The sequence below is a fragment of the Bacillus sp. 2205SS5-2 genome, from assembly GCF_037024155.1.
In the GTDB taxonomy this organism is placed as follows: Bacteria; Bacillota; Bacilli; order Bacillales; family Bacillaceae_K; genus Bacillus_CI.
On the sequence record NZ_JAYKTS010000002.1, the window covers coordinates 18058 to 40947 of the forward strand.

Sequence of the window (22890 nt, forward strand, 5' to 3'; positions counted from 1 at the left end):
GGAAGTAGAATGAAAAATAAGTTGAAGTTATTTTTGATCACAACGTTGACTTTATTGTTAGCAGCATGTGGCAGTGAGACCTCAGGGGGGGATGAAACGGGACTAAATTTAGTAGAAGATGGCAAGTTTGTTTATGCTGCTTCAGGTGAATTTGCCCCTTTTAGTGTAACCGAAGAAGATGGAAAGATGTCGGGTTTTGATATTGATGTGGCAGAAGCTATAGCAAAGAAGCTTGATCTTGATCCTGAGCAAAAGAAATTTAAATTCGCTGGGATTGTCGAAGGAGTAAAAACGGGTCGATTTGATGCAGCGGTAGCTAGTCATACAATAACAGATGAACGTTTAGAGCAAGTCAATTTCTCAACACCGTACTATTATTCAGGACCACAAATTTTTGTAAGACCAGATAGTGATGTCTTAACCTTAGCTGATTTAGAAGGAATGGAAATTGCGGTGTCAAAAGGTTCTACATATGAAGAAACAGCAGCAGAGGTCACCGATAAAATTCAACGCTATGACAGTGATGTTGTTGCCCTAGAAGCGTTGAATAATGGTAAACATGATGCCGTTATTACTGACTTCATCACTGGTAAAGAAGCGATGGGAGCAGGGTTAACTATTGATGCTCGCGAATTAATTGGACGTAGCGATCAAGGGATTGCCATTAATAAAGAGAACAAAGAACTGTTAGAAAAAATCAATAAAGCACTAGAAGAACTAAGAGAAGAAGGAAAGTTAAAAGAAATTAGTGAGAAATATTTCGGAGAAGACATTACGACAGATCCGGAAAAGGAGTAGTAATTCTGGGAGATGAATGGGTTTTACCATCGTCTCCTCATTTTTTTAATAATTAGCTGACTCTAACTCCAAAATTAAGTGGTCCCTTCTTCGAAAAAAGCTGAAGGGGTGGGTGAAGAGAGTACGTAAGAACCGAATTCGTTCAACAAGAGCCGTACGTTTGGAAATATTTCCGATGTCAAATGGAGTCATGGAGGGAAAGTATGGATTTTATTAATACGTTTATTGAAACGTCAGATACATTTATGATTGGATTAAAATGGACCTTTTTACTAACGGTTGTGTCTGTTTTTATCGCTCTTTTCATAGGGTTATTTTTTGCATTATTGCGAAATTCGAATATTAAGGTATTAGAATGGATTGCGGAACTTTACATATTTGTCGTCAGAGGTACCCCGTTAATTGTACAAATTTTCATTTTTTATTTCGGGTTAACTTCATTAAATATTAGCGATTTTTGGTCTGTTGTTCTCGGTCTTGCTTTCCATAATGGGGCATATATCGCTGAAATTTTTAGAGGGGCCATTTCTTCTATTGACCGTGGACAAATGGAAGCAGGTCGTTCCCTTGGAATGACTTCTTCGTTAACAATGAGACGTATTATCTTGCCACAGGCATTTAGAAGAGCTCTTCCGCCATTAGGTAATCAATTCATTATTGCTCTAAAAGACTCATCCCTCGCCTCTTTTATTGGGATGTTTGAGTTATTTAGTGTCGCAACTACGCTAGGGTCAACCCATTTTGATTCTATGACGTATCTATTGATTGTGTCTATTTATTATTTATTCCTCGTCTTTATCTTTTCTATGATTGTGCGAGTCCTTGAAAATAAGCTAGCAGCTAGTGATTAATCGTCAGGAGGTTTGTGAAGTGAAAGAGAATGTTATTTTAGAAATAGAGAAGCTCAATAAGTCCTTCGGTGATCTTCACGTTTTAAAGGATATTGATTTCAAGGTAATGGAAAGTGATGTTGTGTGCTTGATTGGAGCAAGTGGATCTGGAAAAAGTACCTTATTGCGTTGTTTAAACTTCTTGGAAACAAAGGAGAGCGGGCGTATTATCATTGACGGGGAAGAAATTGGAGCGAAAAGTCATAACGTCAATCAAATTCGTTCAAAAGTTGGGATGGTGTTTCAACATTTCCATCTATTTCCTCACAAAACGGTCATAGAAAATATTATAGAAGCGCCAATGCACGTCAAGAATGTAGCGAGAGAACAAGCGATGAAAGAAGCAAGGGGCTTGTTAAAGAAAGTAGGACTAGAAGAAAAGGAGTCGGTATATCCATCTAAATTATCGGGTGGACAAAAACAACGAGTTGCCATTGCTCGAGCGTTAGCGATGAAGCCAGACATTATGCTGTTTGATGAACCGACATCTGCGCTAGATCCGGAGTTGGTTGGCGAAGTGTTAAGTACCATGAAGGAGCTAGCGCTAGAAGGAATGACCATGGTGGTTGTGACACACGAGATGGGTTTCGCTAGAGAAGTTGCAGATTGGGTTGTCTACTTGCACGATGGTAGGATTGTAGAAGTCGGCCATCCTGGTGATTTATTTGGGGCACCGAAGGAAGAACGAACAAAAGCCTTTTTAGATTCCATTTTATAAATGATTCTTTTCGAAGGCCTGGTTGCAATATAATTTCAGTATCAACGGATTCCTCCATTTTGATATTAATTTTATCCATGAATCTAAGAATAAATGCGCCATTGCACATCTTTTGTATCGGCTTATAATCTGCTGCGAAAAGCAATTTTATTTCGGAAAGCAACGTTAAACGAACAGTGAAAATAAACAAGCAGGAGAGGCTACTAAGCTCCTGCTTGTTTATTTTCGGTTAAAGAATAGCAAGTAGACGCCCACACCGATGAAGAATAGTGGCCAAAGTTGCCAGATGAAACTGAAGCGGGTTTCGAGCATTTGAAGGGACTGCATAACCGTTTGATAGAATAATAAGGTAATAGAAAGGACTAAAAAGAGAATTCCTTGCCAAAGACCATCTCCCGTTTTTTGATAACGTAGTAAAAAACCTAGAGAGATAATCAGAATGAATACACCAATATGATCGGGCCATATTGTTAGTCGTTGCAAGACATGAAAATGAAGGCCAAATCCACTTAAAATAACTCCAGGTAGAATCGCTTCGTGATCTTTGCCTTTATATCCTTGCATTAAAAAGGCGAATCCAATGATGAGAAATAATGTTGGCCAATTAAAAAAGCCAGAAAATAGTTCGATTTGTGCTTCTTGTAAATAAAAAAATAGTCCAAATCCAATTAAGATGACCGCTGGAAATAAGCGTTGCTTCTTCATTTTTTCCTCCCATACCCATTGAGAAACTTGAAAATTTTGTTGGGTTTTGTTAGTCTGGTTTAGGTGACTATGTACGATATATGTTTGTATCTCATAGTAAGAATTATCTACTTATCAGCTATATTTTGATATAAATTCATTGAACAATGTGTGGAACTGCCAGATGCCAGCCGTCCCTGAGCAGCCACTTTCGCTTTTCGATGGATCCAGCTGCAGTGGCTTGAGGCTCGGGTCAAATGAATAACTCTCCAGTGATGCAGGCATCACCTACGAGCTCTTCATTTGCCTGCCGCCTCAGAGCAGCCACTTTCGCTTTTCATAGTACCATAGGTTTCACTTTCTGTTCACATTTTTTTATTTATTATTGTACAAGCATGTTATAATTGGAGTAATGATTTTTTTTGGAGGTGGATTTCTGCATGCATACGATTGTTGTTGGTCTTAATTATAAAACAGCCCCTGTTGAAATTCGCGAACGTTTGTCTTTTAATGAAGCCGACTTAGCTCAGGCTATGATGGAATTAAATAATAGAAAAAGCCTGTTAGAAAACGTGATCGTGTCAACTTGTAACCGGACAGAGGTTTATGCTGTTGTCGATCAGCTTCATACTGGACGTTATTATATAAAAGAATTTCTATCTCAATGGTTTAATATTGATAAAGATGAATTTTCGCCGTATTTGTTCATCTATGAAGGAGAAGGTGCGGTTGAGCATCTGCTAAAAGTGACATGTGGTCTGAATTCAATGGTGCTTGGTGAAACACAAATTTTGGGGCAAATAAGAAGTAGCTTTAAAGTCGCTCAAGTATCACAAACGACGGGCACAATTTTTAATTATCTATTTAAACAGGCCCTTACTCTTGCCAAAAGAGCACATTCTGAAACAGATATTGGTGCAAACGCAGTGAGTGTGAGTTATGCTGCGGTTGAGTTATCTAAAAAAGTTTTCGGCTCATTAGAAGGAAGAAAAGTACTGATTTTAGGTGCTGGCAAGATGGGTGAACTTGCGATTGAAAATCTTCAAGGTAGTGGCGCAAAAGATATTACTGTTATTAATCGTACACTGAAAAAAGCAGAGGATTTGGCTGCACGCTTTGATGGTAAAGCTAAAACATTACAAGAACTTCAGTGCGCTTTAATTGAAGCAGATATTTTAATTAGCTCAACAGGAGCGAAGGAATTCGTTATTAATAAAGAGCTTATGGCGGGTGTAGAACGATTACGAAAAGGGCGTCCTCTATTTATGATTGACATCGCGGTACCGCGCGATTTAGATCCAGCAATAGCAGAGATTGAGAGTATGTTTCTTTATGATATTGACGATCTTGAAGGGATTGTTCAAGCGAATCTCGCACAACGTAAAATTGCAGCGGAAAAGATTCTTTTGATGATTGAAGAAGCATTAGTCAGTTTTAATGAATGGGTAAACATGCTTGGTGTCGTACCGGTTATTTCGGCTCTTCGCGAAAAAGCGCTTGTTATTCAAGCGGAAACAATGACCAGCATCGAACGGAAAATGCCAAGTTTAACCGATCGTGAACGCAAGGTGCTAAATAAGCACACGAAAAGCATTATCAATCAAATACTGAAAGATCCGATTCTGCAAGTGAAAGAGCTCGCAGGAGAGAAGAATGCGAGTGAAAAATTAGAGTTATTTATGAAAATTTTCAACATTGAAGGACAAGTCCAATCCACGGAAATAGCAGACGAAAAGAAGTCATCTTCGGTTCTTCAACCACAGCCTTCTTTTCAGTCATAAGTGAGGCTTTGTTACATGTTTGAATACAATATGACAAGGCTACATGAATTAATGGTCGTCCTGTATGCTTTGAGTATTTTGCTATATTTTATTGATTTTCTCCACAAAAACCAGAAGGCAAATCGGTTCGCCTTCTGGATTCTTTCGATTGTTTGGGTGTTGCAAACAATTTTTTTATTTCTCTATATGTTTCGAACGGGTCGATTTCCGGTATTAACGATCTTTGAAGGACTCTATTTTTATGCATGGGTTCTTCTGACACTTTCTCTTAGTATCAATCGGTTGTTACGAGTGGATTTTACAGTCTTTTTTACGAATGTTTTAGGATTTATCATTATTGTGATTCATACATTTGCACCGATGCAAATGGAATCAGAAGCTATGGCTGAAAAGTTAGTATCCGAACTATTGCTGATTCATATTACAATGGCTATTCTTTCATACGCAGCTTTTTCCCTTTCATTTGTTTTTTCTCTGCTTTACTTACTTCAATATAAACTATTAAAAGAGAAGAAATGGGGACCTCGTTTATGGCGTTTAGGTGATTTGTCACAGCTAGAAAAAATGACGTATGTATTGAATGCAATTGGGTTGCCGATGCTGTTGTTAAGTCTAATTTTAGGGGTACAGTGGGCCTTTATTAAGTTACCTGATGTATTATGGTATGACCCGAAAATTATTGGTTCGTTTATTTTGTTAATTGTCTATAGTGTATTTTTATATTTACGAGTTCGAAAAGAAATGTATGGAAAATCCTTAGCGATATGGAATACTGCGGCTTTCTTGATAATATTAATTAATTTTTTTCTTATCAGTCGCTTATCTACATTTCATTTTTGGTATTGATGAAGGAGGACGTCAGAGGTCATGAGAAAAATTATTGTCGGTTCACGTAGAAGTAAGTTAGCATTAACGCAAACCAAATGGGTGATACAGCAATTGAAAGATTTGGGTGCGCCGTTTGATTTTGAAATCAAAGAGATTGTCACAAAAGGAGATGTGATTTTAGACGTCACGCTCTCAAAGGTTGGTGGTAAAGGATTATTTGTCAAAGAAATCGAACAAGCGATGATAGATAAGGAAATTGATATGGCCGTACATAGTATGAAAGATATGCCGGCCCAACTACCGGATGGATTAACCATCGGGTGTATTCCAGTTCGTGAAGATCATCGAGATGCGTTTATCTCTAAGGATCATGTGGCGCTTGATGACTTACCTAAAGGCTCAATCATTGGAACGAGTTCACTTCGTCGTGGAGCACAATTACTCGCCTATCGTCCGGATCTCCAAATTAAATGGATTCGTGGAAATATAGATACTCGAATTGGAAAACTAGAAACGGACGACTATGATGCAATAATCCTCGCGGCTGCCGGATTAGCCCGGATGGGGTGGACAACAGACGTCGTTACGCAATTCCTATCAACGGATATCTGTCTACCTGCTGTGGGACAAGGGGCTTTAGCCATTGAGTGCCGCCAAGATGATGAAGAGCTTTTGTCCTTATTTTCAAAATTCACGTCAAAGGAAGCCAAAATAACTGTAGAAGCAGAACGGGCCTTCTTAAATAAAATGGAAGGCGGTTGTCAAGTACCTATTGCGGGATTTGCAACCGTTCATGAAGGTGACATGGTCCGTTTCACAGGACTAGTGGCTTCACCAGACGGGAAAACCATTTATAAAGAAATTCAAACGGGTAAAGACCCTATTGCAGTTGGGAACCAAGTGGCAAGCGTTCTCAGTTCCCAAGGAGCTAAGCAATTGATTGATGATGTGAAAAAGGAGCTAGATCAATCATGATTTCTTCTTTACCCTTGAAAGGGAAAGAAATCTTGATTACTAGAGGTGCTGAACAAGCAGTTCCCTTCTCTCAATATATTGAAAGACTAGGAGGGGTTGCACACGCAGTCCCTCTTCTTGCCTTTCGTGCTTATGAAGACAAACGAGAATCAGTTTTCATCAAGCAAATTGATCATTATGATTGGGTAGTCTTCACGAGTCAAAATGCAGTCGATTTTTTCTTGAAGTTTCTTCGGAAATATTCTGTATCTTTTGCAAGTTTGAATGTCAGTATTGGGGCCGTGGGGTCTAAAACGGAAGAGTATTTATCTCAATTAGGCTTTTCAGTTGCTTTCAGGCCAAGCCGCTTTACAGCAGAAGATTTTGCTCAGGAATTTATGGAGCTCATAAAAAGAGATCATAATGTATTAATTCCGAAAGGGAAACTGGCTAGCAGTGAGATAAAAATTAGATTAAACACTCGTTCCCAGCGATGTGATGAGTGGATTGTCTATGAAACGTTTATCCCAGACAACTCTATCGAAGAGATGCATTCATTACTTAGTAAACAAACACTAGATGTGATTACGTTTACGAGTTCTTCAGCTGTGAGATTTTTCTTGCAGACACTTGAGAATTTTCAGATGGATGTCCCGGATCTTATTTATGCATGTATTGGACCAAAAACAAAAGCAACGGCAGAAGAGCTAGGCTTATTTGTGCAAATTTGTCCAAATACATTTACAATAGAAGAGATGATTAAGGAGATTATTTATTTTTACCAAGAGACATAGGAGGAACTTCAAATGGATAACCTACAATTTCGTCGTCACAGACGATTGCGTCAAAGTGATAATATGAGAGCATTAGTACGAGAGACTTTTTTGAGAGCAGAAGATTTTATTTATCCTCTCTTTATAGTTGAAGGGGAAAAGATAAAGAATGAAGTCGCTTCAATGCCTGGGGTCTATCAAATTTCGATGGATTACTTGCAAGAGGAGATGGAAGAAATCGTTTCTTTAGGTATCAAATCGGTGATTGTGTTTGGTGTCCCGGTCGATAAAGATGAAGTAGGAACACAAGCATATCACCCTCATGGTATTGTTCAGAACTCGATTGCGTACATAAAAGAACAATTTCCAGCTATGGTTGTAGTGGCGGATACATGCTTATGCCAATACACTGATCACGGTCATTGTGGAATTATCGAAGGTGGGAAAATCTTGAACGACCCGACCTTAAATCTACTAGCTAAAACAGCGGTAAGCCAAGCAAAAGCCGGAGCAGATATCATTGCTCCTAGTAATATGATGGATGGGTTTGTTGCAGCGATTCGCAAAGGGTTAGATGATGAAGGTTTTGAGGATATTCCAATCATGTCTTACGCTGTTAAATATGCGTCAAGTTATTATGGACCTTTCCGAGATGCCGCCCATAGTTCTCCTCAATTTGGTGATCGAAAAACGTATCAAATGGACCCAGCAAACCGAAAGGAAGCAATTCGAGAAGCTCAGTCTGATCTCGAAGAAGGTGCAGACTTTTTGATTGTGAAGCCTGCTTTATCTTATCTAGACATTATTCGTGATGTAAAAAATGAATGTAACGCACCAATTGTAGCCTATAATGTAAGTGGTGAATATTCGATGATTAAGGCAGCTGCATTAAATGGATGGGTTGATGAGAAATCACTTGTTTTGGAAAAACTAACAAGTATGAAGCGAGCGGGAGCAGACTTGATCATTACGTACGCGGCTAAAGATGCAGCGAGATGGCTACGTGAAGAATAAGACAACAAATGAAGATTCAAAGAATGGGAGGAGTCAACATGCGAGAATATACGAATTCGAATAAAGCCTTTAAAGAAGCGGTAGAGTTGATGCCTGGTGGGGTCAATAGCCCAGTTCGAGCCTTTAAGTCAGTGAATATGGACCCGATTTTTATGGAACGCGGAAAAGGAAGTAAAATCTATGATATCGATGGGAATGAGTACATTGATTATGTCTTATCATGGGGACCACTAATTTTAGGTCATACAAATGAAAAAGTGGTCGCGGGAATCAGGAAAGTAGCCGAAAGCGGGACAAGCTTTGGGGCACCTACTCTAATTGAGAATAAACTAGCTCAACTAGTCATTGAACGTGTTCCCTCGATAGAAGTGGTTCGGATGGTTTCTTCTGGAACCGAAGCTACTATGAGTGCACTCCGTTTAGCAAGAGGGTATACAGGAAGAAATAAAATTATTAAATTTGAAGGCTGTTACCATGGTCACGGGGATTCCTTGTTGATCAAAGCGGGGTCCGGTGTCGCGACTCTAGGTCTTCCAGATAGTCCGGGAGTACCAGAAGGAGTGGCTCAAAATACGATTACAGTTCCTTATAATGATCTTGAAAGCCTATCCTATGCCTTTGAAGAATTTGGGGAGGATATTGCGGGTGTTATTGTCGAGCCAGTTGCAGGAAACATGGGCGTCGTTCCACCACAATCTGGATTCTTGCAAGGATTAAGAGATCTTACGACGAAACATGGTGCATTGCTCATTTTTGATGAAGTGATGACGGGATTCCGTGTCGATTATGGTTGTGCTCAAGGTTATTATAATGTAACACCAGATATTACCTGTTTAGGGAAAGTCATTGGTGGTGGGTTACCAGTAGGAGCCTATGGTGGTAAAGCGGAAATTATGGAGAGAATTGCGCCAAGTGGACCTATATACCAAGCCGGAACATTGTCTGGAAATCCGTTAGCAATGACAGCTGGCTATGAAACATTAAATCAATTAACGCCAGACACGTATAAAGAATTTGGACGAAAAGCTGATTTGCTTGAAATCGGTTTGAAGAAAGTGGCTGAAAAGTATAGCATTCCACATACAATTAATCGTGCCGGATCGATGATTGGTATATTCTTTACAGACGAAGAAGTTATCAACTATGAAAAAGCCAAAACCTCCGACCTTGAATTGTTTGCTGAATATTATCGTCAAATGGCCATGAATGGTGTGTTTTTACCACCTTCTCAGTTTGAAGGGTTATTTTTATCCACGGCTCATACAGATGAGGACATTGAACAGACGATCCATGCAGCGGAACAAGCATTTAAAAGCATTCGTAGTTAAGAAAAGCTTAGGGTGCCTAAACACGTAACCGTTTTTAATTTTTATTCTATTTTATCTCCATAAAAAAACCCCGTTTATCCTATAAACGGGGTTTTTTGTACGGCTGTTTTCGCAAAGTTTGTTGCTTTTCGAACCAGTCTATAAACTGTGATATAGCTTTGTTTCGGGCATCATTTCGTATATATTTGATGGAAATCAACGTGAAATGGGAAATTTAATCAAAAATCAGGTGAAATAGCCACAAAGTATACGAAAAGAGCCTAATAGTTATATAAAAACGTTGTAAAGGTGAATTTATGGCCAACATTTCGTATTTTGAACGAGACTATCAGATATAAGAGGGTCAAATTGATGGTTATGTCGATAGAAAAAATTATAGATAAAGAATCTTAGTGTAAGAAACAGTGAGTAATGATTTTGAATGAAATGTATTTATTGTGTTGTCTCTGATTGGGGGGAGAGGATATAGGTCTTGATGGCGTTGTAACAGCCACTTCCGCTTTTCATGATCCAGATGCAGTGGCTAGGGACTCGGGCATTTGTCAGCCCACTGCGTGAAGCAGGCTTCACTGCGTGTACTGCCAGATGCCTGCCGTCCCTGGGCAGCCACTTCCGCTTTTCATGATCTAGCTGCAGTGGCTTGAGGCTCGGGTCAAATGCCACACCACGCCGGAAATCAGGATTTCCTCTGTGTTGTGTCATTTGCCTGCCGCCTCAGAGCAGCCACTTCCGCTTTTCTTGTTATTCTGTGAAAGGGTATCATAATCTTTGTGTATTTCACATAAAGTGGTAGTGATATACAAAGCTTTTGTGATTTGAAAGGAGGATTACCGTTGACACAAGGACAGCCATCTTGTTTAAGGTTCTCATTAGAGGAATCCATTTGGTTTAAAAGAGGACAGGAAGTGGAGGAATTACGTTCCATATCCCTAGATCCTCATATTACGATTCAAGAACAAGAACAATATGTTTTAATTCGCGGACATCTAGAGTTAACGGGTGAATATATTGGAGGAGAGTTAGAAGAAGAAAATGTTCAGGAAGATTGGTCAGAAGAAAAGAAATATGGCAAGCTCGTATCAAAGGTTGAACGTGATAGTGAAGGGGAATGTGCGTTTTCTCATAGCTTTCCAGTTGACATCACGATCCCAAAAAATCGTATTTCTAATCTAGATTCCATTGATGTGTTTGTTGATTCGTTTGATTACATTGTACCGGAAAATGCTTGTCTAAAATTAACAGCTGACTTAACCATCATGGGTATTGAAAGTGAATCACAAGAAGAAGCAATTGATATTTCAGGAGAAAGAGTGTTAGAACCACTTGCTCGTACAGCGGCGCTGGAGGAAGCCATAGAAATTCAAATAGAAGACACACCTCAGGCTGAATTGCCGTCGAATGAAGAGTATGAACCCTTCTATTTAGAAGCGAAAAAAGAAAGAGTTCAAGACGATGATGTCCCAGTTGAAGTTAAGAATCAGAAAAAAGATTCACCACCCGTTTTTCATTATGAAGAAGAACAAAGAAAGCAAGACTCACCATTTGAACATATGTTTAGCGTTCCTGATACGGATGAGTCGTCCAGTTCGAGCAGTTCCTCCTCATCAGATGCAAACTACCTAGAAGAGGAGTCGTCGTCTTCACAAATGGAGTTTGAGGAAAGTGAAGAAGAGAGCAGTGTTGTTCAGCCTGTGAAAAAAGCCAAAAATAAAAAAGATAAATATGAGTCGATTTCCTTAACTGATTTCTTTGCACGAAAAGATGAGGATATCCCTGCGAAGTTGAAAGTTTGTATTGTACAAGAAGGAGATACCATTGACGGTCTTGCTGAAAAATATGAAACAAGTGTTCAGAATCTCCTGAGAGTGAATCAATTAGACGTTACAAAAGATGTATATGAGGGGCAAGTCTTATATATCCCATATACCCCTGCATATAAATAGTGACTTTATTGTGAGCAGGGGAAACCTTGCTCTTCCTTTTTTCATTCATCTCCATACAATAGTCCGTTTCTTTTAGCAAATTAAAAGGCTACTTCCGCGAAGATTGTGGAGGTTCGAAAAGGAATGAAATCTTTACTGGTATGACTTCGTGCTCTTTTCCTTACAATAAATTTTTTATTTCTCGACAAAAAGTAGGAAAACACATGAAAAAACCTTACTGCTTGTTTTTTCGTCATGTCAGGAGCAATAAAGTTTACGATAAGAGCTAAATAAAAAGAAGGTGGAGTCATGGAAACCAATCGCTTAAATAGACTTTCTCCGATTTTGCAGAATTACGGAATCGAGCCACACTTCATAGAAGAGTTAGGCAAAGTCAGTAAAGTATATAGCAGTAAAGGAACATTCGCATTAAAAAAAATTCAACCTGAAAAAGGAATAGATTTTGTCAGTAGTGTTCAATACCTATATCAGCAAGGCTATAACCGGATCGTTCCTATTTATCCAACGATGGATGGACGCTACGCTGTTTGGCAAGAAGAAGGGTTATATTATTTAATGCCTTGGCTCATCAATGTGGAAAAAGAGGATCGTCATGAAAAACATCAAAAGCTATTTCGCGAGTTGGCTCGCTTACACCATCTTTCTACAAGTGAGCGACCTATTAAAGTTGAGGAGCGACAAGAGCATTACGAAATGACGACAGAAAAGTGGGATAAACAAACAGAGTTTATAGATGAGTTTTTGGACCGGTGTGAAAAAAAAATATATATGTCTCCCTTTGAATTATTATTTTGTACGTATTATTATGAAATCTCCCAATCGATACGATTTTCTCGAAAAAAGTTAGATTCTTGGTACGAAGAAACCAAGGAAAAAGATAAAGTACGAACCGTAATGATACACGGGAAGCTGTCTTCTGAACATTTTTTATTTGATGAAAGAGGCTTAGGATTTTTTAGTAATTTTGAAGACACGAAAACGGCTTCTCCAATACATGATTTAATCCCATTTATTTCACGAACTCTACAAACCTACCCGAAGCCAAATGATGAGTGCTTTGAATGGTTATCAACTTATTTTCAGCATTTCCCATTTCGCGAAGAAGAAAATCTACTGTTTTTAAGTTATTTGGCGTATCCGTCGTTAGTAATAAAAGTAGTCGAAGAATATCACCATCGTGAAAAAAAGAATGAAGCGAAATTAATAAAAAAACTACAACGTCAGTATTGGGGATTGAAAAATATAGAATATATCGTCATGAAAATGGAAGAATTAGAACAAAAGAAAAAAGCCGAAGCGGCTGAAGCTAATCAAGAAGGAGCTTCTTCCTAACAGGAAAGCTCCTTTTTATATCCATTCCAAGCGGATAGCGAGGGCGAGAGCCACAAATAGGATCAGCAGCATTACATCAAACGTAGTTGGAAATAAAAATGTCCGAATTAGTTGGAAGATGGTAAATGGAACAATCAATTGGGCACATACACCTCTACAAGTTCGAAGCCATGAAGGTAAAAGGTAGGGGTTGTATTTTCGTCGCATTATTCGTTCCTCCTTTTTTTACAGCTTATGTGTAGGGAGAAAAAGCGTGATATCTTGAAAATAGGTATAAAAACAAATTTTTATGAGATAATGATTGACGTTGACACCATTTTTTATATACTATAAATATACATACTTGAAAATGCCTTGAACGGGAAGAGTATATTGGTACTTACTTTTAGAGAGGGAAATGGCTTGCTGAAACATTTCCTAAGTTAACCCAATAGAATGTCGCCCGGAAGCAGCTTCTATGAAACACTAGGTATAGTAGAAGCCGGTGAATTGCCGTTATTTTAATGAAGATCTAAATAGAGGATTCTATTTAGAAAAAAGGTGGTACCGCGAATACACTCCCTCGTCCTTTTATTGACGATGGGAGTTTTTTGTTTTCTAAGAATTCACATTTTAAGGAGGAAAAAAATGGAGAACCAAGAACTAACTATGCCGACGAAATATGATCCTAATTCTATTGAAAAGGGACGCTATCAATGGTGGCTAGAAGGAAAATATTTTGAAGCGAAGGATGATGAAAGTAAAACGCCTTACACGATTGTTATTCCTCCTCCGAACGTAACAGGAAAGCTTCACTTAGGTCACGCTTGGGATACAACACTTCAAGATATTTTAACGAGAATGAAACGGATGCAGGGATTTGACGTCCTGTGGCTGCCAGGAATGGACCACGCAGGAATTGCCACCCAAGCGAAAGTAGATGAAAAGCTTCGTATGGAAGGTATTTCGCGTTATGATTTAGGGCGTGAAAAATTTGTAGCCGAAACGTGGAAATGGAAAGAGGATTATGCTGGGTTTATTCGAAACCAATGGTCAAAACTTGGGCTGGGACTAGATTACAGTCGTGAGCGTTTTACCTTAGATGAAGGACTATCAGATGCTGTTGGTGAAGTATTCGTTACACTTTATAAAAAAGGGTTAATCTATCGTGGCGATTACATTATTAACTGGGATCCTTCAACCAAGACGGCTTTATCGGATATTGAAGTTATTTATAAGGATGTTCAAGGCGCATTTTATCATATGAGATATCCACTGGCTGATGGGTCTGGTGCAATTGAGATTGCGACAACAAGACCAGAAACGATGCTTGGCGATACGGCTGTTGCTGTTCATCCTAATGATGAGCGATATAATCATTTGATTGGAAAAACGGTTATCTTACCGATCACAAACCGAGAAATTCCGATTGTGGCCGACGATTATGTGGATATGGAATTTGGTTCAGGAGCGGTTAAAATTACGCCTGCTCATGATCCAAATGACTTTGAAATCGGTAACCGTCATAACCTAGAACGAATTCTTGTGATGAATGAAGATGGCTCAATGAATGAAAACGCAGGCAAATATAAAGGCATGGATCGCTTCGAATGCCGTAAGCAACTCGTTAAAGATTTACAGGATGCTGGAGTCTTATTTAATATCGAAGACCACCATCACTCTGTGGGGCATTCTGAACGAAGTGGAGCAGTTGTTGAGCCATATTTATCGACTCAGTGGTTCGTAAAAATGCAGCCACTGGCTGAGCAAGCCATTGCTCTTCAGAAATCGGAAGAAAAAGTTCAATTTGTACCTGAGCGATTCGAAAAAATTTATATGCATTGGATTGAAAACATTCGTGATTGGTGTATCTCTCGCCAACTATGGTGGGGACACCGCATTCCAGCATGGTATCATAAAGAAACAGGCGAAATTTATGTTGACCATGAGCCGCCAGCTGATATTGAAAATTGGGAGCAAGATACTGACGTATTGGATACTTGGTTCTCATCTGCATTATGGCCATTTTCAACAATGGGTTGGCCAGATGAAAGTGCAAAAGACTATCAGCGTTATTATCCAGGAAACGTACTGGTTACCGGTTACGATATTATTACGTTCTGGGTATCACGGATGATTTTCCAAGGACTAGAGTTTACGGAAAAACGCCCATTCGAAGACTTACTTATTCATGGACTAGTACGTGATGAGCAAGGGCGAAAAATGAGTAAATCGCTTGGCAACGGCGTGGATCCAATGGATGTAATTGATAAGTACGGAGCAGATGCTTTGCGTTATTTCTTATCAACTGGATCATCCCCAGGTCAAGACCTGCGCTTTAGTATCGAAAAGGTAGAATCTGTTTGGAATTTTGCAAATAAGATTTGGAATGCTTCCCGTTTTGCTTTAATGAATATGAACGGTATGAAATATGAAGAAATCGACTTAACAGGTGAAAAATCCGTTGCTGATAAATGGATCTTAACCCGTTTAAATGAAACCATTGAGAGTGTAACAAATCTTTCCGATAAGTACGAATTTGGTGAAGTAGGTCGCGTGCTTTATAACTTTATTTGGGATGATTTCTGTGATTGGTATATCGAAATGGCGAAGCTTCCTTTATACGGGGAAGTTGAAGCAGCGAAGAAGACAACTCGTAGTATCCTCGCCTATGTGCTAGATCAAACGATGCGTCTACTTCATCCATTAATGCCATTTATCACTGAAGAAATCTGGCAAAACCTCCCTCATAATGGTGAGTCCATAACCATTGCTGCATGGCCAACCGTACAGTCGGAGCTTTCTGATGAAGCAGCAGCTGGAGAGATGAAACTTCTTGTTGAAATTATTCGTTCAGTACGAAATATTCGTGCAGAGGTAAATACACCACTGAGCAAGAAAGTAAGCTTGCTCATCAAAGCAAAAGATGAAAAGATTTTAGCGATTCTTGAGAAAAATGCAGGGTATATCGACCGTTTCTGTAATCCGGAAACTTTAGAATTATCTACGACATTAACGGCACCAGAAAAGAGTATGTCAGCGGTAGTGACTGGTGCAGAATTGTATTTACCATTAGCCGGTTTAATCAACATCGACGAAGAAATTGCTCGTTTAGAAAAAGAACGAGAAAAATGGAATAAAGAAGTCATGCGTGTTCAAGGAAAATTGAATAATGAACGATTTATCAGCAAAGCCCCGCAAAGCGTTGTAGATGAAGAGCGTGAGAAAGAAAGAAATTATTTAGAAAAACGTCAAACAGTTGAAACGCGTATTGCGGAATTAAAAAGCGAGTAATGTTAAAGGAGGAACCTTGCCTCTTCAAGGTTCCTCCTTTCCTATATAAATCTAAAGGGGAAAACAGTATGAATACATATGAAGAAGCTCTTAAATGGATTCATTCTCGGCTACGATTTGGAATGAAGCCAGGTTTGCAACGAATGAATGCTCTGTTAAAAAAACTTCATCATCCTGAAGAAAAAGTAAAAGCGGTTCATATCGGTGGAACAAATGGAAAAGGATCGACGTTAACCTATATGCGAGCTATCCTTCACGAAGCTGGGTATGACGTCGGTTCGTTTACCTCACCCTATATAGAAACATTTAACGAACGCATTAGCGTAAACGGTCAGCCTATCGGGGATTTAGAAATTCTGAATCTGGTGAAGATGATAAAACCAATTGTCGAAGAAGTGGAAAAAGAAGGCGAGTGGATTCCGACAGAATTTGAAATTATTACAGCCATGTGCTTTTACTATTTTGCGAATGTGCAGAAGGTAGATATCTTGTTGTTAGAAGTGGGGCTAGGGGGACGGTTGGACTCAACCAATGTGGTTGTTCCGGAGCTCTCAATTATCACATCTATTGGTTTGGACCATACGCAAATATTGGGAAATAGCCTAAAAGAAATAGCCGAAGAAAAAGCTGGGATAATAAAACCTGGAGTGCCAATTATCACATGCGTCAAGCAACAGTCCGCTCTAGAAGTAATTCGAGAACGAAGTCTTGAAAGAAAGGCATCTCTCTTTTCATTGAAGGAAGATTTTTTCATAAAAGACTACTATCCAAACGATTCGGGAGAAACCTTTTCTTATCAATCTTCAAGTTTATCGATAGAGAATCTTTCTATTTCAATGCACGGAGAACATCAAGTCGAAAATGCCTCGTTGGCAATAAAAAGCATAGAGTGGCTTGTAAATTATTCAGGCTTCCAAATAAGCGAAAATCAAATTCGTGCAGGGCTAGCGGCGGCTTATTGGCCAGTTCGCATGGAGATTTTATCTTATTCTCCAATGGTATTAGTGGATGGAGCCCATAATCCGGAAGGAATATCTGCATTAAGAGAGACACTATTGAGAAAATTTTCTCAGAAGCACATTTCCGTTTTATTTGCGGCTTTAGCAGATAAAGAGGTCTCCCCCATGATCGAGGATTTAAAAAAGGTGACAGATAGAATTGTGTTAACTACATTTGACTTCCCGCGGGCCCCGTCTCTCGAACAATTGTCACAAATTGCTGAGGAACAACATACAGGCTATTCTTTATATTGGAAAGAGTATCTGGAGGGAAAAATAAGTGAAATGGGAGAAGATGATTTATTGGTCATTACGGGTTCCTTGTATTTTCTCTCAGAAGTCAAACCACTCGTAGTGGAATTATTAGAAAAATAAAATAATTCGTGTGACAATTTTCTGCGGATTTGATAGAATATTGGTAGGATATACCTAGAAAACGCAGAAGGAGGCGGGAAATTGGCAACATCATCAAAAGCAAAAAACATCATTTGGTCAGTTTGGTTGGCAATTGTTCCAATAGGTGTTTGGATAACCTACCTTACCTTTCCTCCTGAGGTAGATAGCATGCTCCAAGTCACTTTTTTTCTAGTTTTAGCAACTATGGTTGCCCTCTTACCTATCGTCATAAATGGTACACCAGTTTTCATGATACAAACGATAGCTTTTGCAGCGTTTTTAAAATATGGATTATTTTTTGAAGTAGTATTAATTCAATTTTCGATTATCCCATTAATGATTCGTTTGAAAATAAGTAAAACTGATTTTTATCGCTTTCCATTAAATTCTGCCATGTTTTTTATCATTTCTATTGCATCAGGTTTAGTCTATTTGGGTCTTGGAGGTAAAACAGGATCTGTTGATTTTGCGGACATGTTCCTACCTTCCATTGCCTACGTAATCGTTGGAATCGTCGGTAATCAGCTATTGTTATTTTATTTTCATAATCTAATTGGAAAGAAACGCCCCTTCATTAGTGAAGATATGATCTGGGATGGTATTTCGACGTTAACGATGTTTCCGGTGGGGTTAATTTTATATTTCCTCAACCAAGAGTTAGGGATGATTTCCTTCTTTTTAATCGGTATTCCCGTATTAAGTGTTAGCTATTTATTGAATATGTACAAATCATCAGAAGACGTAAATGAAAGCTTACAAAAAGCGGCGGAGATTGGTCACGAACTAACAGAAAGATTAGAAATAAATGAAGTGCTCGATGTGTTTCTACATAGCATTACTCAAACTCTTCCGGTGGACTATGCTTATATTTTAAATGTAAAAACGGATCGCCTAGAACTTTTAAAGAGAGTCGAAAAAGGTCAAGAAATGCCGAATAACCTGCCTGCCCACCGCCTCAATGAAGGAATAAGTGGGCAAGTTTGGGCAAGTGGCAGAGCAGTATTATACAACCGTAAGAAAGAATGGGCTCCAATTGCTGAGGGGTATATGCCTAGTAATGTTGAGAGTGTAATAAGCGTACCCATCGTCCGTAACCAAAAAGTGGAGGGTGTCCTTTTACTAGCTTCTGAAAAACCGAAAACCTATCAAAAATTCCAGCTTATGATTGTCGATATTTTATGCTCTTATTTTGGTGTTGCGATTCAAAACGCTCGATATTACGAGGAGACCAAACGTCAAAGTGAGCATTGTGCGTTAACGAGTCTCTATAATTATCGCTATTTCGATGAATTACTGAACAAAGAATTTCAGGCGTTATATGAAGGGAAGAGACAGGAGCTATCCTTGATCATTTTAGATTTAGACCATTTTAAAAATATCAACGATACGTACGGACATGAGAGTGGAAACGATGTTCTTCGGGAACTGGCCCTCCGACTTACGATGATTGTCGGTCATCATGGGACGGTTGCTCGTTACGGTGGAGAGGAATTTGTCGTTCTTTTTCCTGATATGACGAAAGTGGAAACCTTAAAGCAAGCGGAAAAAATTCGTCAAGGCATTGAAAGCCGCCCGTTCACGGTTCAAAACAGTCTTAGTCAGCAGAGTCGGCGTGAAAAAGTCCGAATTACAGCGAGTATTGGTGTAGCGTCTGCTCCAGTAGATTGTGAGGACGGAATAACTCTTATTCGTAATGCAGACCGCGCACTCTATATTGGGGCGAAGCGAGCTGGGCGAAATCGGGTCGCGGAATATGCCAAATAATGAAGCTCTATGCAATTAAATAGAGCTTTTTATCTTTCTTCTACTATTTTTCTGCATTTATTACTATAATCGACAGAACTAGATTGGTATAATAGTAGTAAGTATATAGACACTGTTATTATTAGTAGGCTCTTTTCGCATACTTTGTGGCTCTAGCATATAAAAACGGATGGAAACACACTTTTCTTTCCTTATTTCGAGTTGAAAATAATGCGAGAGAATGCCCGAAATCATTCTTCATCACAAAATAGGGACTAATTCGAAAAGCCACAATCTTTGTGAAAACAGCCTATTAGAAACATTACTAGGGAGGTGGTCATTATGAGTACACGATTTAAAATCATCCGTTATCCTGCATTAATTTTCTTTTTTGTATTATTTTCTACTTCTTTTGCATCCGCAGCTCAGAGCCCTTCAATTGACTTCACGGTAAATCCTTCACAAGATGTATTACTAAAGCCTCAAGACGCAAACGCTGAGGGGAGATTAGACTTTTCTCTGACGCCAAAGGGGGATGCACCAACCACTCGTGATCCTGTGGATACCCTTTTTATAATGGATACTTCTGGGTCGATGAAAGAGGTAGTAGCAAATTCAAATCTACTAGATAAAACTAGACTTGGAAGTGCCAAACAAGCATTGAACGAGGCCGTTACCTATTTTAAAGGTCAAAATAGTCAGGATCAATTTGGCTTAGTTCCATTTAGTGACAACGTAAATAGTAACAATGTAGTAACACTTTCTAATGATTCATTTCGTGATAACGCAGCAAAGCTAGACTATATTCAAACAAGAGCTACTACTTTTGTCGCAGCCGGAGGAACAAATTATACAAGTACATTCAATCAAGCCCTTCAGTTATTTTCCGAAAATAATCATGATAAAAATGTTATCTTTTTAACCGATGGTCAAGCTACTCATTCTCAAAGTACAGAGTTGGTGACCTATGAAAAGAAAGAGAAAATAGGCAAAGAATGCTATCGAACATGGTGGGGAGGGAAGATTTGTTATCCAATTTATGAAGAAGCAGAGGTTACAGAAGAGATGGTCGTGTACTATAACGCATCGGTTTACCTTAATTCTGGAAAAATAGCGAATCCTAAACTTTCCACGACAAAGTCAGGTAATAATGGCTATTTTAGAAGGGATGGACAAGTTATTTCTTTAGGTAATATTGATGCCACTTCCTATATCCAGCTTATAAAGGGGAATGATATATCTACAGTTAAGCAGCTATCAGCAAAAGGGGTTAAAGTGTACTCCATTGCTTTTGGAGATGGCTTGTTAGATCAACACAAGCAATATTTGAAGGATTTGTCAGACGCCACTGGAGCGGATGCTATTGCTGCTTCGGACAAAGAGGATTTATCTTCTGTGTTTATGAAAATTTCTGAACAGATTTCAGCTCCAAAAATTAATGCTGAAATTAAAATAGATATTAGTAAGTATAAGGGGAAAGTGGTTTTACCTTCTGGATCAACGGTTCGTCAAGAAGGAGATAATCTATATTTGAACCATACTTTTACTTATGAGATAGACAAAGGAACACCAAGTCCGAAAGACTTAACTCTTCCACTAGAATTTACTGAAAAGGGAACGTATACCTTTGATAATATTCAACTTACCTATGATGGGCTAGCCACACCAATTCGAAAGTCTGCCACTATCATTGTAAAGGACAATGCTCCAGCTTCATTAATTGGTGAAATGAATGTTAAAGGAATAGCAAATCCTCTTCACAACTTAATTAAAGAAGAAACAAATATAAAGTCTAACCAATTTAACGTCCATTACACAATCTCTCCTGGAATGATTGTGAACGCGAAGGGAGTAAACGGAGCGCTAAACAGCCTCTCTATTGTTCAGCCTTTACCAACTGGTGTGAAAATTGTAGAAAGCCTGAATGTGACTCAAACCACACAAGATGGAAAAAATGTTGCGATCATCAAGGTTCTTCAAACATTGCCGTACACGGACGGACAATTCACAACAAATGGATTCGAAGTAGATCTTCTGCTCCAAACAGATTGGGCCATAAATAATGTGTCGATGCCAAGTGCCAAGGTGGATTACGCAGATTCTCGATTTACTGAAACATCGTATGCGACAATCCCATCCAGTGGAAATCGTATTTCAAGCAAGGTCCGGCTAAATACGATTGAAGGGTCTACACTAATTGCATACGATGGGTATGCTGGTGGGATTATCAAAAAAGTAGATAAAACGAAAAAGCAAGAGTTGGCAACAACTGCGTTTCCTAATCCGTTTGATTTGAAGGAATTACCTGTAAAGGACATCAACTTTAAATCAGGTTCAAACAACACCGCTATTGATGTGACTTATTCGACGGGTGAAACAGTGACGATGTATTTTACTCCTGATTTTTCAATGAAAGAAAAAGGCAGTGGGGTTAACTTATTTCATGGCGATCATACGCTTGCAGATGTTGTGGTAAAACTATCAAAACTGATCGCAGGGAATGACCTTAATTACTTTTACAGAACAGAAACGGTAGAAGGTTGGACGGACTGGTCTCCTTTGACGGCAGAAGAAAGTGTTACGTTAACAAAGATTGGGGAAAATACAATTGAAATGAGAGCGGAAGGTGGCTTTTCTTTATCAGAACTCACAATTAGTAAATCAGTATTCATTGATAAATGGATAGAAAGCATAACAGTTACACCAAACCCAATTGAGGTATTAGAAGGACAGTCTCTTGCTTTTTTAGTGGATATTCAGCCGCTGGATGCCACGAATCATGCTTTGTCGATTTCGATAGAAGATACGTCCATTGCTAGTGTTAGAGGCGATAAAGATCAAGTGGTAGGATTAAAAGTAGGGCAAACGAACTTAATTATACAAACACAAGACGGAAGTGGAATTGTCGTGAAAGTTCCCATTAAAGTTCTTAGTCCTTATGTAAAACTAGAAGAAATTCAATTTACGAAAGAACGTTTTGTTCTCACCCTTTCAGAGAATCCGATCGAACTCAATTCGCTGATAAAGTATTATCCTGAGAATGCAACCAATAAAACAATCACAAATGTAGTTGCGTCTGACGCAAAAATGGTTTCTATTTTTGAAGAAAATGGCATCTGGTATGCAAAAGCATTGAAAATAGGACCAGTGACCATTACGGCGGTAGCAGAAGAATATGATCAGGTAGAAGGCGACATCGAAGATAATGCTATTTTTAATTTTGAATCCGACGATGATGGTGGTACGGGAAATGAAACAGGCAACTTAGATGGAAGATGGTAAACTGAACAAGTGTAACAGAAGAAAAACCGCTAGCGGGAATTCCTTGCTAGCGGTTTTTTTGAAGGCTCTTTTCATATGGCTCGTTTCGTACACATTGTTGCTGTTAGTCTAATTTTAGATGGAATCCTCCTTTTTACTGTTAATACCCATCAAAA

General features: G+C 38.9%; 17 protein-coding genes and 1 other annotated feature. Of the genes, 15 read left to right on the forward strand and 2 right to left on the reverse strand.

Translation table 11 applies throughout. The annotated features are described in order from the left end of the window. Window positions 1-9 precede the first annotated feature (9 nt). From U8D43_RS01330 to U8D43_RS01340, 3 genes are all read left to right on the forward strand, one after another. On the forward strand, window positions 10-798 hold the full coding sequence (locus U8D43_RS01330) for a transporter substrate-binding domain-containing protein (RefSeq protein WP_335869156.1): 789 nt from the start codon (window positions 10-12) through the stop codon (window positions 796-798). Window positions 799-1001: 203 nt separating this feature from the next. Next, window positions 1002-1649 carry an amino acid ABC transporter permease gene (locus U8D43_RS01335; RefSeq protein WP_335869157.1) on the forward strand — a complete coding sequence of 216 codons (648 nt, stop codon included), beginning with the start codon at window positions 1002-1004 and terminating at the stop codon, window positions 1647-1649. A gap of 19 nt (window positions 1650-1668) precedes the next feature. Further along, a complete protein-coding gene (locus U8D43_RS01340; protein ID WP_335869158.1) occupies window positions 1669-2406 on the forward strand; it encodes an amino acid ABC transporter ATP-binding protein in 738 nt (245 codons plus the stop codon). A 219-nt stretch (window positions 2407-2625) separates the two neighbouring features. Here the strand turns inward: U8D43_RS01340 and U8D43_RS01345 are convergent, their stop codons facing one another. Then, window positions 2626-3111, reverse strand: coding sequence for a LiaI-LiaF-like domain-containing protein (locus U8D43_RS01345; protein WP_335869159.1), 486 nt, complete (start codon window positions 3109-3111; stop codon window positions 2626-2628). Between the two features lie 419 nt (window positions 3112-3530). On the opposite strand from U8D43_RS01345, the gene hemA reads away from it, so the two are divergent. From hemA to ysxE, 8 genes are all read left to right on the forward strand, one after another. Beyond that, on the forward strand, window positions 3531-4871 hold the full coding sequence (hemA, locus tag U8D43_RS01350; protein ID WP_335869160.1) for a glutamyl-tRNA reductase: 1341 nt from the start codon (window positions 3531-3533) through the stop codon (window positions 4869-4871). A gap of 15 nt (window positions 4872-4886) precedes the next feature. Beyond that, window positions 4887-5717, forward strand: a complete 831-nt coding sequence (locus U8D43_RS01355) for a cytochrome C assembly family protein (protein WP_335869161.1) — start codon at window positions 4887-4889, stop codon at window positions 5715-5717. A 21-nt stretch (window positions 5718-5738) separates the two neighbouring features. After that, window positions 5739-6674 (forward strand): hydroxymethylbilane synthase, encoded by a 936-nt coding sequence (gene hemC / locus U8D43_RS01360; RefSeq protein ID WP_335869162.1) that lies wholly within the window; start codon window positions 5739-5741, stop codon window positions 6672-6674. Beyond that, a complete protein-coding gene (locus tag U8D43_RS01365) occupies window positions 6671-7447 on the forward strand; it encodes a uroporphyrinogen-III synthase (protein ID WP_335869163.1) in 777 nt (258 codons plus the stop codon). Before hemC ends, U8D43_RS01365 begins: the two co-directional genes overlap by 4 nt. 12 nt (window positions 7448-7459) lie before the next feature. Then, window positions 7460-8440, forward strand: coding sequence for a porphobilinogen synthase (hemB, locus tag U8D43_RS01370; RefSeq protein ID WP_335869164.1), 981 nt, complete (start codon window positions 7460-7462; stop codon window positions 8438-8440). 38 nt (window positions 8441-8478) lie between these two features. Continuing rightward, window positions 8479-9768, forward strand: a complete 1290-nt coding sequence (gene hemL, locus U8D43_RS01375) for a glutamate-1-semialdehyde 2,1-aminomutase (RefSeq protein ID WP_335869165.1) — start codon at window positions 8479-8481, stop codon at window positions 9766-9768. An 833-nt stretch (window positions 9769-10601) separates the two neighbouring features. Then, window positions 10602-11711 (forward strand): stage VI sporulation protein D, encoded by a 1110-nt coding sequence (gene spoVID / locus U8D43_RS01380; RefSeq protein ID WP_335869166.1) that lies wholly within the window; start codon window positions 10602-10604, stop codon window positions 11709-11711. Between the two features lie 288 nt (window positions 11712-11999). After that, complete coding sequence (gene ysxE, locus U8D43_RS01385) at window positions 12000-13043, forward strand: spore coat protein YsxE (RefSeq protein ID WP_335869167.1); 1044 nt, start codon at window positions 12000-12002, stop codon at window positions 13041-13043. A 15-nt stretch (window positions 13044-13058) separates the two neighbouring features. Here the strand turns inward: ysxE and U8D43_RS01390 are convergent, their stop codons facing one another. After that, the gene (locus tag U8D43_RS01390; protein ID WP_335869169.1) at window positions 13059-13250 is read right to left on the reverse strand and encodes a YszA family small membrane protein; all 192 of its coding nucleotides are present in this window, start codon (window positions 13248-13250) and stop codon (window positions 13059-13061) included. 138 nt (window positions 13251-13388) lie between these two features. Next, window positions 13389-13616, forward strand: a binding site (T-box leader). A 54-nt stretch (window positions 13617-13670) separates the two neighbouring features. Here U8D43_RS01390 and U8D43_RS01395 point away from each other — a divergent pair. The 4 genes from U8D43_RS01395 (at window position 13671) to U8D43_RS01410 (ending at window position 22735) form a co-directional block, all read left to right on the forward strand. After that, window positions 13671-16316 (forward strand): valine--tRNA ligase, encoded by a 2646-nt coding sequence (locus U8D43_RS01395; protein ID WP_335869170.1) that lies wholly within the window; start codon window positions 13671-13673, stop codon window positions 16314-16316. A gap of 68 nt (window positions 16317-16384) precedes the next feature. Continuing rightward, window positions 16385-17689, forward strand: a complete 1305-nt coding sequence (locus U8D43_RS01400) for a bifunctional folylpolyglutamate synthase/dihydrofolate synthase (protein WP_335869171.1) — start codon at window positions 16385-16387, stop codon at window positions 17687-17689. An 81-nt stretch (window positions 17690-17770) separates the two neighbouring features. Further along, complete coding sequence (locus U8D43_RS01405) at window positions 17771-19474, forward strand: diguanylate cyclase (protein ID WP_335869172.1); 1704 nt, start codon at window positions 17771-17773, stop codon at window positions 19472-19474. A gap of 321 nt (window positions 19475-19795) precedes the next feature. Then, window positions 19796-22735, forward strand: coding sequence for a VWA domain-containing protein (locus U8D43_RS01410; protein ID WP_335869173.1), 2940 nt, complete (start codon window positions 19796-19798; stop codon window positions 22733-22735). The last annotated feature ends 155 nt before the right edge of the window (window positions 22736-22890 follow it).